Genomic DNA, 12,484 nt, shown 5'->3' with positions numbered 1-12,484 from the left:
CCCTAGGCGTCGCGACGGCTCAGCGTCACCCAGCTCGCGGCCAGGAACGCCGCGGCCAGCACGAGCAGCGTCACCGGCGCGGACCACTGCGCGGTGGTGATCAGCCGGGCGGCCGAGGAGAACGGGATCAGCGCCGCGTCGACCTTGCCCAGCGTCATCAGCGTCTCGACGATCGTCGGGAAGCCGATCATGGCGACCAGGGCGACCACCGAGTTGCGGCTGACGGCGGCGACGCCGAGCCCGAGCAGGCAGCTGAGCACGGCGAACACGATCGCGCCGAGCAAGGCCTGGCCGATGGCGGCGCCGTCGGTGAACAGGGCGCCGGCGACGGCCTCGGCCAGCAGCGTGGCGGCCACCAGGGCAGCTCCGGAGACGGCCCCGAACAACGCCGTCACGACCGCCTTGGCACCGAGGATCCGGGCCGGCGTGCGCAGCGTGAGCGTGGTGGTGACGATCGTTCGGAACCGGTACTCGTGGCCGAACGCCCCCACCCCGACGGCGACCGCCGGCAGCACGGCCAGCACCAGGAACACACCGATGAAGGCGTTGTCGAACCGGGTCCGCAGCGGCATGTCCCGGTGCGTGGCCCAGATCAGGGCGAACAGGAACTGGATCACCGGCCCGGTCGCGAACAGCACCCATGTGCTGCGCAGCGAGCGGAGTCGGAAGGACTCGTAGCGAATGGCGTCGAGCATCGGATCAGGCCCTTCCACGGTACTGCGCGGCGCCGGCGGTGGCGGTGAAGAACGCGTCTTCGAGGCTGCTGTGGCGAACGGTCAGCTCCCGCAGCACGATCCCGGCGCGCATGGCGATGGTGGCGATGGCGTCGGTGTCGTGCGTGGCGACGACCAGCGCGCCGTCGGGGTGCGGTGTGACGGCGAACCCGGCGCGGCCCAACAGGTCGGCCAGCATGCCGGGGTCGGCCGGGCGGACCAGCACCTCGGGCCGGGAGTTGCGGGCGACGAAGGCGTCGGTCGACTCGGCGGCGACCAGCCGGCCCTGCCCGATCACGACCAGGGCGTCGGCCAGCACGGCCATCTCGTTGAGCAGGTGCGAGGACACGAACACGGTTCGGCCCTCGGCCGCCAGCGCCTTGAGCAGGTCACGCAGCCAGCGCACGCCCTCGGGGTCGAGGCCGTTGGCCGGCTCGTCCAACATCAGCGCCTGCGGATCGCCCAGCAGCGCGCCGGCCAGACCGAGCCGCTGCGACATGCCGAGGCTGAAGCCGCCGGCCCGCCGGTCGGCCACGTCCAGCAGGCCGACACGGTCCAGCGCCTGGTCCACGCGTGAAGCGGGCAGCCCGGCGCCGGCGGCGATCATGCGCAGGTGGGCGCGGGCGGTGCGGCCCGGGTGCACGGCGCGGGCGTCCAGCAGCACGCCGACAGCGCGGGCCGGGTGGGCCAGCTCGCCGTAGCCGCGGCCGTCGAACTCGGTGCGGCCGGCCCCGCGGTCCAGGCCCAGCATCAGCCGCATGGTGGTGGACTTGCCGGCCCCGTTCGGACCGAGAAACCCGGTCACCACCCCGGGATGCACGGTGAACGACAGGCCGTCCACCGCCGTCACCGCTCCATAGCGCTTGGTCAGTCCCCGCGCGACGATCATCGCTCACACCTTCCCGGTCAGCCTCGGCTGCGTCGGGGTCAAAGATCGCTCCGGGCGGGCTGCGGCGTCGTCACCACGAGGTCGGAGTTCCCCGTACGACAAAAGATGTAGCCGTTACGATGACGGCAATGGCTGCCTCACCCGATCGGCCCCCGCTGCGGCGGGACGCGGAGCTCAACCGTCGCCGGCTCATCGCGGCGGCGCACGAGGTGTTCCGGGAGCGCGGCCTGAGCGCCACCCTCGACGACGTGGCCCGGCACGCCGGGGTCGGCGTGGGCACGGCGTACCGCCGCTTCGCCAACAAGGAGGAGCTGGTCGACGCCCTGTTCGAGGACATGGTCGACCAGGTGGAGGCGATCACCCTCGACGGGCTGGCCGATCCGGATCCCTGGCGGGGCATCGTGTCCAGCCTGGAGCGGCTGTGCGAGGTGCAGGCGTTCGACCGGGGCCTGCGCGAGGTGATGCTGGGCGCCGGGCGGGCGACCCAGCGGCAGGCCCAGATGCGCGACCGGGTGAAGCCCTCGGTGGACCGGCTGGTGGCCCGGGCCCAGCGGCACGGGGTGCTGCGGGCCGACCTGATCCCGCTGGACCTGCCGATGGTCCAGGTCATGGTGGCGGCGGTGACCGAGCAGACCGGCGATCCCCAACTGTGGCGGCGCTACCTGCACCTGCTGCTGGACGGCCTGCGGGCCGAGGCGGCCACACCGCTTCCCCAGGTGATTCCACCCGAGCTCTGAGCAAGATGTGGATAAAGGCTATCCGCTTACCGGTTACGGTTGACCGGCACACGGAAATGCCAGCTCCATTGATGTTTCGGAGGTCACAAGTGGTCGATTCGACGAGGACGGTCGCCGCGCTCGCGGCCGCGACCCTCCTGCTCGCCGCGGGCGCCGGCCAAGCGGCCGGAGCGACGCCGACACCGGCCGCGGCCTGCCCGTCGTCGGTGATCCCGATGCCGCCGGGCATGGGCCTGACGCTGGCCACGACGATCAAGCCGGTCAACACCGCCAACAGCACCGTGCTCAACCCGAGCGAGCCACAGATCCAGTGCGGAACGAAGCCGCTGACCACTCACAACGACGTCGTCTACACCTCGGGCACGGCCCAGCTGAAGCTGGACATCGTGGCCCCGGCCACGCCCGGACCCAAGCCGCTGGTCGTCTACCTGCCCGGCGGCGGCTTCATCACCGCGGACCGCACCCAGACCCTCGGCAAGCGCACGTACATCGCCGAGCAGGGCTTCGTGGTGGCCAGCGTGCAGTACCGGGCGGCGGCCGACGGGGCCGTCTACACCGACGCCCTACAGGACGTGAAGGCGGCGCTTGCCTTTCTGCGCCTGCACGCCCCGGAGTACGGCATCGACCCCGGCCGGATCGCCCTGTGGGGCCAGTCCGCGGGCGGCTACATGGCCGCGATGGCCGGACTGGACGGCAACGGGGTGCGGGGAGTGATCGACGCGTTCGGACCGTCCGATCTGTCCGCGGTCGGCGCGGACTACGACGACACCGCCAAGGCCGCGGATGTCGCCCCGGGCAACAACTACGCACGGTGGGTGTACGGGCCGGGGACCACGAAGTCGACCGCCGACTACACGCCCGAGGTCGCCGCGGCCGACCCCAGCACCCACGTGACCCCGCTGTCGCCGCCGTTCCTCCTCCTGCACGGCACCGCCGACCAGCTGATCTCCCCCAGCCAGACCCTGCTGCTGGCCAATGCCCTCAAGGCCAAGGGCGTGCCGTTCACGCGCTACCTGGTGCAGGGCGGCAATCACGGCGACTTCGCGTTCACCGACAACGACCCGGCGGTCGCCCTCTGGACCTCGGTGACCGTGATGTCGAAGATCGTCGACTTCCTGAGGCAGCGCCTGCGCTGATGTGATCCAGGCCCAGAAGTGGAGAACACCTCTCCACTTGGTGCTAGCGTGGCCAATAAGCGGAGAAGACTTCTCCGCTTATTGGGAGGTCACGATGATCAAGTCAACGAAGGCGGCCGCGGTCGTCGCCGCCGCGGCACTGCTGCTCACCGCCTGCTCCAGCAGCACGACCGGCGCATCGTCGACCACAACAACGACGACCTCGGCGGCGGGCAAGGACTGCCCGACCACGACGCTCACCGGCACGCCACCCGAAGGTCAGCAAGGTCAACAGGGCCAGCAGGGCAGTCTCGGGGCGGCCACCTCGATCAAGCCGGCCGACACCGCCAACAGCACCGTGCTCGACCCGACCGGACCGCAGATCCAGTGCGGCAAGGTCGAGCTCACCAGCCACAAGGACGTCGTCTACGCCACACCGACCACCGCCGGCAAGCAGGTCGAGCTGAAGATGGACATCCAGGCCCCCGCGACCGGCGGCGCGAAGCCGCTGGTGATCTACCTGCCCGGCGGCGGCTTCATGAACGTGAGCCTCGACGACAACATCGGCCAGCGCACCTACGTCGCCGAGCAGGGCTATGTCGTGGTGGCCATCGAGTACAGAACCGAGTCCGACGGGGCGATCTACAGCGACGCCGTGCAGGACGTGAAGTCGGCCATCGCCTTCTTGCGCCAGCACGCCACCGAGTACGGCATCGATCCCACCAAGATCGCCGTTTGGGGCCAGTCCTCCGGCGGCTACATGGCCGCGATGACCGGGGTCAGCGACAGCGGGGTGCAGGCGGTGATCGACCAGTTCGGGCCGTCCAACCTGTCCAAGACCGGCGACGACTTCGATGATGCCGCCAAGGCCGCCAATGTGGCCGCCGGCAACAACTTGGCGAAGTGGGTCTACGGGCCGGACACCACGAAGTCGACCGCCGAGTACACGCCCGAGGTGGCCGCCGCCGATCCCAGCACCCACGTGACCTCGTCGACGCCGCCGTTCCTGCTGCTGCACGGCACCGCCGACGCGCTGGTGTCCCCCAGCCAGACCCTGTTGGTGGCCGACGCCCTCAAGGCCAAGGGCGTGCCGTTCACGCGCTACCTGGTGCAGGGGGCCAATCACGGCGACCTGTCGTTCGTCAGCGACAGCGGAGCGACGAAGTACTGGACCACCGTGACCGTGGTCTCGAAGATCACGGACTTCCTCAAGCAGCGACTGGGCTGAGAGCAAACCTGCGGATGCCCCAGGGCTTTGGGGCATCCGCAGGCGGCACAGCGGCCGTCCCCACCGGCGAACGCCGGCCCTCCGCGGGGAATGGCCGCCGCGCGTCAGAAGCGCGGAGATCAGAAGTACGTGATGTCCCAGTGGTTGCCCTCGTCGCAGTAGAGGTTGCCGGCCGCGGACTGCCACTGCGGGTAGCCGTCGCCGCGCAGCCCGATGTAGCTGAAGCTGTTGTGCACGTAGCCGTCGATGCAGCTGTTGTGCGAGATGTCCACCTTGTAGCCGTTGTAGTGGCTGTAGGTGCCGGCCGCGTGGCCGACCTCGGTGCCGCCGGTGATGTTGATGGCGCAGCCGCTGGCGTGCTTGAGCGTGACCACGCCGGTGACCGTGCTGGCGTTGATCTGGTCGAACGAGGTGCAGTGCGAGTTGGTTCGGGTGGTGCAGTTGCCGCTGGAGGACCAGGTGACGCCGGCCGCGCTGAGCTGGGCGGCGGCCTGGGACTGGGTCAGCTTGGTCACGGCCGGGGCGGCGGCGGCGACACCGGCGCCGGCCAGCAGGGATCCGGCCACGGCCGCGGCGACCAACAGGGCTCTCATCAAGACACTCCTCGGGTGCGTGCAGGGGAGCGCCAGTGAAACCACCCCCGTTAAATGCTCGCTAAACGCGAACCCCCGCGAGTCCCGCCCACCGGCATACCGAACTGATGAAACGGTTTCAGCAGTTCGGCATGCCGCACAGTGTTGAATCAGCGGGGTGAACTCGCGGGGGTGGTCAGGGCACGGAGGGTGTGGCGGGCTTCGGACTGCCAGAAGGTGAAGCCGAGGGCGGTGAACAGGCGCAGGGATTCGCGGACGGCACGGCGGCCGGCGACGGGATCCCCGGCGCGGTGGCGGAGTTGTCCCAGGCCCAGCAAGGCATAGGCGCGGCCGCGGCGGTCGTCGATGCCCTCGAACGCCTTGAGGCTGGCGGTGAGCAGGTCGGTCGCGCGGTCGTCCTGGCCCCGCCGCCGGTGCCACTCCCCCAGCGACCGCAAGGCGTAGGCGGTCGCGTGGTCCCGCCCGGACTCCTCGAACATCGCCAAGGCCCGCGCCAGCTGGTCCTGCTCGTCGGACAGCTCCCCCAGGCTGCGCCGCACATGCGCCTCCCAGTGCCGGTCGGCCAACCGCACGCAGTCGGCCAGCGCCGCCTCCAGCAGCGCGCCGGCCCGGTCGTGATCACCGTTGCGCCGCAACACATCGGCCAGCTGCTTGCCGGCGTGGGCCTGCCTGCGGCGGTCGCCGAGCCCTTGGGCCAGGCGGAGGCTGTCCTCGAAGCAGCGGGTGGCGGCCCGCGCTTGGCCGCGGTCGGCGAGCAGAGCGCCGAGCTGGCGCAGCACATCGGCCTGCCCGATCTGGTCGTCGACCCGGCGCAGCATGGTCAGGCCGTCCTCCAGGGCGACCTGGGCCAGCTCGATGTCGCCGCGTTCGACGTCGATGTCGGCCCGGGCGGCCAGGGCCCGGCCGAGGCCGGAGTGGTCGTCAAGGCCGGTGAAGATGCGGCACGCGATGTCGTAGTAGACGCGGGCCCGGGTGGCGCGGCCGTAGGTCTCCCAGTGCAGGTCGCCGAGCCGGCACAGGCTGACGGCCTCGGCGCGGCGATTTCCGGTGCGCCGGGCCGAAAGCAGGCCGATGACCTCGACGCGCCGGTCGCCGGGGTCGCCGGCGCTGACCTCGGCCAGCCGGCCGGCCAGCGCCCACCGACCGTGCCCGTGGGCCAGCCGCACCAGGCAGCGCAGCATCCCGGCCTCGGCGGCCCGCCAGGCCAGCGGATCCGCCTCGGCCCGCCGCACCACCGCCGGATCGGCGACCTTTTCCGGCGGGGCGAGGGGAAAACGGCCGACCGGCAGCTTGCGGTCGACCCGCACGGCTATGTCCACATAGGACTTGATCAGACGGTCCAGCGCCGCCAGCCGGGTCGGTTCCTCGACCAGCAGCCGTTCGTGACCGAACACGCGGATCAGCTCGTGCGGGCGGTAGCGCAGCTGCCCCAACCCGTCCCGCCCGGTCACCGCCACCAGCTGCGCCTCGACCAGGCCGGCCAGGGCCTGCGCGGCGTCCGCGCCGAGCAGCGCGGTCATGGCCCACTCCGGCAGATCCACCGAAGGGAACCAGCCGAGTAATCGCACCAGCTTGCGCTGCAACGGATCGCAGGCCGAGTAGCCGAGCTCGACGCCGGCCCGCACGTCCAGGTCGCCGACCTTCAGCTCGGCCAGCCGATGCCGCTCGTCGGCCAACCGCTCAGTTAATTCCCGCACCAAGGAAAACCTGGCCGACGCCAGCTTCGCGCCGGCCACCCGCACCGCCAGCGGCAGGCAGCCGCACAGCCGGACCAGCTCCAGCGCGGATTCCGGTTCCGCCGCAACACGTTCCGCGCCGGCGACGGCCGAGAGCAGCGCCACCGCCTCCGGCTCCGTCAACGGGCCGACCTCGGCGACCACCGCGCCCTCCAGCCCGGACAGCCGGCTGCGAGAGGTCACGATCACCGCGCACCCGGCCCCGCCGGGCAGCAGGGGCCGAACCTCGGCCTCACACGAAGCCCCGTCCAGCACAACCAGAATCCGGCGATCGGCGGTGACGCTGCGGAACAGCTGCTGCCGCTCCACCAGGCCGAACGGCGCCTCGCAGCCCAGGGCGGACAGGAACGCCCCCAGCACCTCGGTCGTCTCCACCCCGCCGAGCTGGGCGTACAACTGGCCGTCGGCGAAGTCCGAACGCCGGTCGTGGGCGGCCCGCACCGCCAACGCGGTCTTGCCCGCCCCGGATGGTCCACACAGGACGGTCAACGGGCCGGAGGGAACGGCGAAGCGTCCGACAAAATCGGCGACCACCGGCGGCAGCTGGGCAATCCGGGCCGCCGCCCGCGGCAGCTCCCACGACGAGGGATCCGTGACCAAGCGCCGCAACACCGGCCCGGGATCGGCCTCGACGAAGGCCGCGACCCGGTCGAACACCTCCGCCGCCTCAGCCGCCCGCCCGGCCATGTGCAGCGCCACCATCAACGAGCCGGCCAGCACCTCCTGGCCGGGGTCGCGGGCCAGCAGCACGGTCAGCTCGGCGATCACGTCGTGACAGCGCCCGGCGGCCAGGTCGATCCGCACCCGACTGTCCACAGTGGATAATCGCAGCTCCTCCAGCCAGCGGGCGTGCGCGGCCAGCACCGGACCGCAGGCCACGTCCCGCAAAGCGTCCCCGCGCCACCGGCCCAGCGCCGCGCTCAGCAGCTCCCGCGCCGGCGCCAACCGCCCGGCCGCCACCAACTCGCGGCCGCGCCGGGCCTCGGCCACGAACTCCGACTGGTCGAACTCGCAACCGTCAAGCGTCAACAAATAGCCCGACGGCCCGGTGCGGATCGCGTCGGGCGGCAGCACCTTGCGCAGCTTGGACACCGCGACCTGGACGATCACCTTGGCGCTGCGGGGAATGCCCGACGGCCACAGCTCGTCGACGATGGTGCTCAGCGACACCCAGCTGCCGGCGTTGGCCAGCAGCAGGGCCAGAACCGTGCGCTGCTGGGGCGTGCTGGGCGTGACCGGCCGGCCGGTGCGGGTGACCTCAAGTGGTCCGAGGAACCCGTACCGCACGGCCGCACCTGCCTTCAGTGTGTGGCGCTGACCTCGGGCGGAGCGGTCAGCCGGGCCAACAGTACCTGCTCGATGACCGTGACCAGCACGTCTTTGACGGATTCGCGGTCGCGGGCGTCGCAGGCGACCAGCGGGATGGACTCGTCCACGCCCAGCGCCTCGCGCACCTCGTCCAGGTCGAACTCCCGCTGCCCCGGGAAGTGGTTGACCGCCACGATGAACGGGGTGTCCCGGCGCTCGAAGTAGTCCAGCACCGGGTAGCAGTCCTCGATGCGGCCGGTGTCGACCAGGATGACCGCGCCCAGCGCGCCCTCGACCAGGTCGTCCCACATGAACACGAAGCGGTCCTGGCCGGGCGTGCCGAACAGGTACAGGATCAGCGACGAGTCCAGGGTGATGCGGCCGAAGTCCAGCGCCACCGTGGTGGTGTGCTTGTCGGTGAGATTGCTCGGATTGTCCACGCCGACCGACCTCTCGGTCATGTCGGCCTCGGTGACCAGCGGCTCGATCTCCGAGATGGCCCCGATCAGGGTGGTCTTGCCGACGCCGAAGCCGCCGCTGATGACGATCTTCACCGACGTCGGTCCGACGGTCGTTGGCCCGTGTTCAGAGCGCCCGGACAAGGTCCCTGATCCTCTCGATGGTGGAGACGGCGAGTTGGGTCGCCTGGTGCACGGTCACGTGCCCGGCGGCCATCAGGTCGCCGATGACGACCTTGGCCACGCCCAGCGGCACGTGCAGCGTGGCGGCGACCTCGGCGACCGAGCGGGGCTGCTGGCACAGCCGCACCACGGTCAGCAGCTCGAACCGCAGCGGCGCGGTCAGCGCCGCCCGGTTGGCCACGACCAGCGTCTCGATGCGCAGGTCGTCGCGCAGCGGCATGGTCCGGCCGCCGGTGACGATGAACGGCCGGACGAACGACTCCCTGGCCTCGGCCGGCGGCTCGGGCTCGGGCTGCGGCTGGACCGGGGTGTTCGGGGAGAACCAGGACGGGGCCTGGTTCATCTGGATCATCCGGGGGTCCGGCACACGCGGCTGTTCGCTGCTCATCGCCGTAGCGTCTCTCTCAACTCGGAGATCAACGCCGGCGTGAGCAACGCGCCGGCGCGGTCGGCCAACACCGCGATCTCGTATCCCACCAGGCCGATGTCGCACTTGCTGTCGGCGATCACGCCGACACAGCTGCCGTCGTCGATGGCCGAGACCAGCAGGAAGCCCCGCTTCATCTCGATCATGATCAGCTTCAGGCCGTCGAAGTCGTAGTTGCGCGAGGCGCTCTTGGCCAGGCTGGACAAGCCCGACACCAGGGCGGCCAGCCGGTCGGCCGAGGTCCGGTCCAAGCCCTCGGACATGGCGATCAGCAGGCCGTCGGAGGACACCGCCACCGCGTCGCGGACCCCGTCGGTGCCCCGGACGAAGTTGGCCAGCAACCAGTTGAACGTGTGCGGGTCGGCGTGCTGCACCTCGGCGGTCACCGGTGCTCCTCCTGGGTGGTGTTGACTCGTGCTGGCAGCGGTCCGCGCTCACCGCGCTGGTGGCCCGATCTGAAGCTGGACAGCATCGAACGGACCTCGTCGGGCGAGCGCTTCTCGACTGCGGTCGGCGGGCGGCTGGACGCGGCCGGCCGCGACGACGTGGGTTCCTCGGCCCGGCCCCGGTTCCGTTTCACCAGGCCGTTCTTGGTGCGCTGCACCGGCGCGTCGCCGTCGGGCGAGGCCTCCACCGGCGTCGGCTGCGCGGGCACCACCGGGGCCGCGGCGGCGGCGGGCGGCGGCGTGACCGGCGTGCCGGACAGGCGCTCCTGGCGGGTGCGCACCGGCGTCGGCGGCTGCGGCTGGTGCTGCGTCGGCCGCTGGGGTTGAGGCTGTTGTTGCGGCGCCGGACGTTCGGTGAACGTCATCGGCTGCACGCTGTCGGCCCGCAGCGGCGCGATCTCGCCGACGCCGGTCGAGGACAGGGCCGGGGCCTCCGGCTCCGAGCTCGGCCACTTGATCTCGGCCTGCTTGGGCGTCTCCGGCTTGTTCTCGGCCAGGATGTCCACCGGCAGCAGCAGCCGGGCCACGATGCCGCTGACCGGCGACACGGTCAGCTCGACCTCGATGCCCAGGCGCTGGGCCAGCCGGCCGACCACGTAGTGGCCGAGGAAGCGGGTCGGCGCGACGATGAAGTCCTCCTCGCCGCGCAGGCGGGCGTTGGCCTTGGCCAGCTGCTCCTTGGACATGCCGACGCCGTGGTCGACGACCGCGAGCATGTAGCCGGTGGCGACGCGCCGGCCGTAGATCTCGACCTCGAGGTCCGGCGGCGAGAAGGCCAGGCCGTTCTCGATCAGCTCGGCCAGCATGTGGGCCAGCTCGCTGACCACCGCGCCGGCGATCAGCGCCTCGTCCACCCGGCGCAGCACCACCCGGCGGTAGTCCTCGACCTCGGACAGGCCGGCCCTGATCACGTCGGACAGCGACAGCGGCTCGGCCCAGCGCCGCGGGCTGGTCTCACCGACCAGCACCAGCAGGCTCTCGGCGTTGCGGCGCATGCGGGTGGCCAGGTGGTCCAGCTCGAACAGGTTGCCCAGCGCCGACGGGTCGAGCTCCTCCTGCTCGAACTCGCTGATGAAGTTGAGCTGGCGGCGCACCAGGTTCTGGTTGCGGCGGCCCAGGTTGGCCAGCGACTCCGTGGTGTTGCGGCGGACCAGCGCCTGCTCGGAGGCCAGCTCGAAGGCGGTGGTCTGGACCCGGTCCAGGGCCTGGGCCACCGAGGCGATCTCGGCGCCGGCCTTGCGCGGCGTCTGCACCGGCTGCGGCGGCTCCGGCTCGATCTCGCCCGGCTGGTGCCAGGCGGCGACCGAGGCCGGCAGGCGGCGGCGGGCCACGTCGTCGGCCTCGACGGCCAGCGCGGCCAGCGGGCGGACGATGGAGCGGATACTGCTGATCACCAGCACGATCTCGGCCGCCACCGCGAGCAGGGCCAGCCCGAGGAAGACGGCCAGCGTGGTGCTGGCCTGGCCCTGGAGGTCCTGGGCCCGGGTGGTCAGGTCACCGCCGACCTTCTGCTGCACCGCCCGCTCGGCGTCGATGACCGCGGTCATCCACGACCACCACTGCACCGGGTCGGTCTGGGTCTCGATCGGACCGCGGGTGGAGGCGATGGCGACGGCCTCGGAGGCGGCGGCCTTGGTGGCGTTGTCGGAACGCAGCGCCTCGTCCAGCGCCGCCTGCTGCGGCTGCGTGGCGTAGCGGGCGTACTCGGTCAGGCCGGCCTGCTTGCTGGCCCGGATCTCGGTGAAGTGGATGTACTCGCCGGCGCCGAACTTGTTGGCCGCGAACACACCGTTGAGGAAGCCTCGCTCCTGGCCGGTGTACTCCTTGGCGTCGGCCAGCGCGTACAGCGCCTGCAGGCCGCGGCGCAGCTGCGGGTCCTGGGCCTGGTCCAGCCCGAGCTGGAGGCCGTTGAGGGCGGCGATGCCCTCCGTGTAGTAGTTGAACGTCGCGCCGCGGTCGGCGCGGCCGGCGTCGACGCTCTCACGCGTGGAGGTCAGGCCGGACAAGTGAGACAACGCGTCGCGCACCTGGGTCACGCCGGGCGCGGAATCGTCGGCCAGGGCCTGGTTCAGCGCGGTCTGCGCCTTGTCGGTGGCGGTGCGCTGGGTCAGCACCGTCTTCTGGAACCGGGTCTCACCGCCGAGCATGCCATTGGTCAGACCGCGCTCGCGCTGAACCTCGTGCACGAAGTCCTGGACCTTCAGCGCCAGCGACACCGAGCTCACAGTGTCGCCGGCGGCCAGGTAGGAGCTCACCTGGCCGGCGATGGTCACGCCGAGCAGCGCCAGCACCAGGACCAGGGAGAACACCAGGATGCGGGCCAGCCGGCCCCGAATGGTGCCGGGTCTGACCAGTGTCGCCAGCCCGCCGGATGCCGGGCCATCGACCTCGCCGATGGCCGGCCGGTGCCGTGCGCTCACCACGTGCTCCTGTCCTTGAAACGCGCATGCAGGAACTTGAAACGCACCCACAACGCCGCGAATGCGCCATCCAGCCCCAGTAGCAGGGAAGCTTTCACATCGTCACAAGGACTGTCAATACCGCGAACGGCGTAGCCGCATCACATAGTCACACACGTAATGTCAAATGGCGGATGGACGACACCGCCAACTGGCATCTAAATCACAAAAACTCGGCTAACACTACTGTCG

General features: G+C 71.1%; 11 protein-coding genes. 3 read left to right on the top strand and 8 right to left on the bottom strand.

All coding sequences use genetic code 11. The annotated features are described in order from the left end of the window. Positions 1–2: 2 nt before the first annotated feature. Positions 3–695 carry a hypothetical protein gene (locus tag ACIG5F_RS46025; RefSeq protein ID WP_396526593.1) on the bottom strand — a complete coding sequence of 231 codons (693 nt, stop codon included), beginning with the start codon at positions 693–695 and terminating at the stop codon, positions 3–5. 4 nt (positions 696–699) lie between these two features. Next, entirely contained in the window at positions 700–1,602 is a 903-nt protein-coding gene (locus ACIG5F_RS46020; protein ID WP_396526592.1) for an ATP-binding cassette domain-containing protein, read from the bottom strand. Between the two features lie 128 nt (positions 1,603–1,730). Here ACIG5F_RS46020 and ACIG5F_RS46015 point away from each other — a divergent pair, with 128 nt between their 5' ends. From ACIG5F_RS46015 to ACIG5F_RS46005, 3 genes are all read left to right on the top strand, one after another. Continuing rightward, complete coding sequence (locus tag ACIG5F_RS46015) at positions 1,731–2,339, top strand: TetR/AcrR family transcriptional regulator (RefSeq protein WP_396526591.1); 609 nt, start codon at positions 1,731–1,733, stop codon at positions 2,337–2,339. Between the two features lie 89 nt (positions 2,340–2,428). Then, the gene (locus ACIG5F_RS46010; protein ID WP_396526590.1) at positions 2,429–3,475 is read left to right on the top strand and encodes a prolyl oligopeptidase family serine peptidase; all 1,047 of its coding nucleotides are present in this window, start codon (positions 2,429–2,431) and stop codon (positions 3,473–3,475) included. 94 nt (positions 3,476–3,569) lie between these two features. Then, the gene (locus tag ACIG5F_RS46005; protein WP_396526589.1) at positions 3,570–4,682 is read left to right on the top strand and encodes a prolyl oligopeptidase family serine peptidase; all 1,113 of its coding nucleotides are present in this window, start codon (positions 3,570–3,572) and stop codon (positions 4,680–4,682) included. Between the two features lie 119 nt (positions 4,683–4,801). Here the strand turns inward: ACIG5F_RS46005 and ACIG5F_RS46000 are convergent, their stop codons facing one another. From ACIG5F_RS46000 to ACIG5F_RS45975, 6 genes are all read right to left on the bottom strand, one after another. Further along, positions 4,802–5,275, bottom strand: coding sequence for a hypothetical protein (locus tag ACIG5F_RS46000; RefSeq protein WP_396526588.1), 474 nt, complete (start codon positions 5,273–5,275; stop codon positions 4,802–4,804). A 149-nt stretch (positions 5,276–5,424) separates the two neighbouring features. After that, positions 5,425–8,298 carry a BTAD domain-containing putative transcriptional regulator gene (locus tag ACIG5F_RS45995; RefSeq protein WP_396526587.1) on the bottom strand — a complete coding sequence of 958 codons (2,874 nt, stop codon included), beginning with the start codon at positions 8,296–8,298 and terminating at the stop codon, positions 5,425–5,427. A gap of 14 nt (positions 8,299–8,312) precedes the next feature. Next, positions 8,313–8,873 carry a GTP-binding protein gene (locus ACIG5F_RS45990; protein ID WP_396526586.1) on the bottom strand — a complete coding sequence of 187 codons (561 nt, stop codon included), beginning with the start codon at positions 8,871–8,873 and terminating at the stop codon, positions 8,313–8,315. Between the two features lie 31 nt (positions 8,874–8,904). Next, complete coding sequence (locus tag ACIG5F_RS45985; RefSeq protein ID WP_396526585.1) at positions 8,905–9,348, bottom strand: DUF742 domain-containing protein; 444 nt, start codon at positions 9,346–9,348, stop codon at positions 8,905–8,907. Then, positions 9,345–9,773: a roadblock/LC7 domain-containing protein gene (locus ACIG5F_RS45980; RefSeq protein ID WP_396526584.1), complete on the bottom strand. Its 429-nt coding sequence runs from the start codon at positions 9,771–9,773 to the stop codon at positions 9,345–9,347. Before ACIG5F_RS45980 ends, ACIG5F_RS45985 begins: the two co-directional genes overlap by 4 nt. Next, positions 9,770–12,253, bottom strand: a complete 2,484-nt coding sequence (locus tag ACIG5F_RS45975) for a nitrate- and nitrite sensing domain-containing protein (protein ID WP_396526583.1) — start codon at positions 12,251–12,253, stop codon at positions 9,770–9,772. The genes ACIG5F_RS45980 and ACIG5F_RS45975 overlap by 4 nt, the downstream gene beginning before the upstream one ends. Positions 12,254–12,484: the final 231 nt, after the last annotated feature.

Source organism: Kutzneria sp. NPDC052558 (assembly GCF_044547355.1).
In the GTDB taxonomy this organism is placed as follows: Bacteria; Actinomycetota; Actinomycetes; order Mycobacteriales; family Pseudonocardiaceae; genus Kutzneria.
Note: the sequence above shows the minus strand (reverse complement) of the source record. Positions and strands in the feature narration are given on the sequence as shown.

Coding starts and splice junctions, on each gene's coding strand:
- ACIG5F_RS46025 (WP_396526593.1), bottom strand. CDS start 695: ATGCTCGACGCCATTCGCTACGAGTCCTTCCGACTCCGCTCGCTGCGC.
- ACIG5F_RS46020 (WP_396526592.1), bottom strand. CDS start 1,602: ATGATCGTCGCGCGGGGACTGACCAAGCGCTATGGAGCGGTGACGGCG.
- ACIG5F_RS46015 (WP_396526591.1), top strand. CDS start 1,731: ATGGCTGCCTCACCCGATCGGCCCCCGCTGCGGCGGGACGCGGAGCTC.
- ACIG5F_RS46005 (WP_396526589.1), top strand. CDS start 3,570: ATGATCAAGTCAACGAAGGCGGCCGCGGTCGTCGCCGCCGCGGCACTG.
- ACIG5F_RS46000 (WP_396526588.1), bottom strand. CDS start 5,275: ATGAGAGCCCTGTTGGTCGCCGCGGCCGTGGCCGGATCCCTGCTGGCC.
- ACIG5F_RS45985 (WP_396526585.1), bottom strand. CDS start 9,348: ATGAGCAGCGAACAGCCGCGTGTGCCGGACCCCCGGATGATCCAGATG.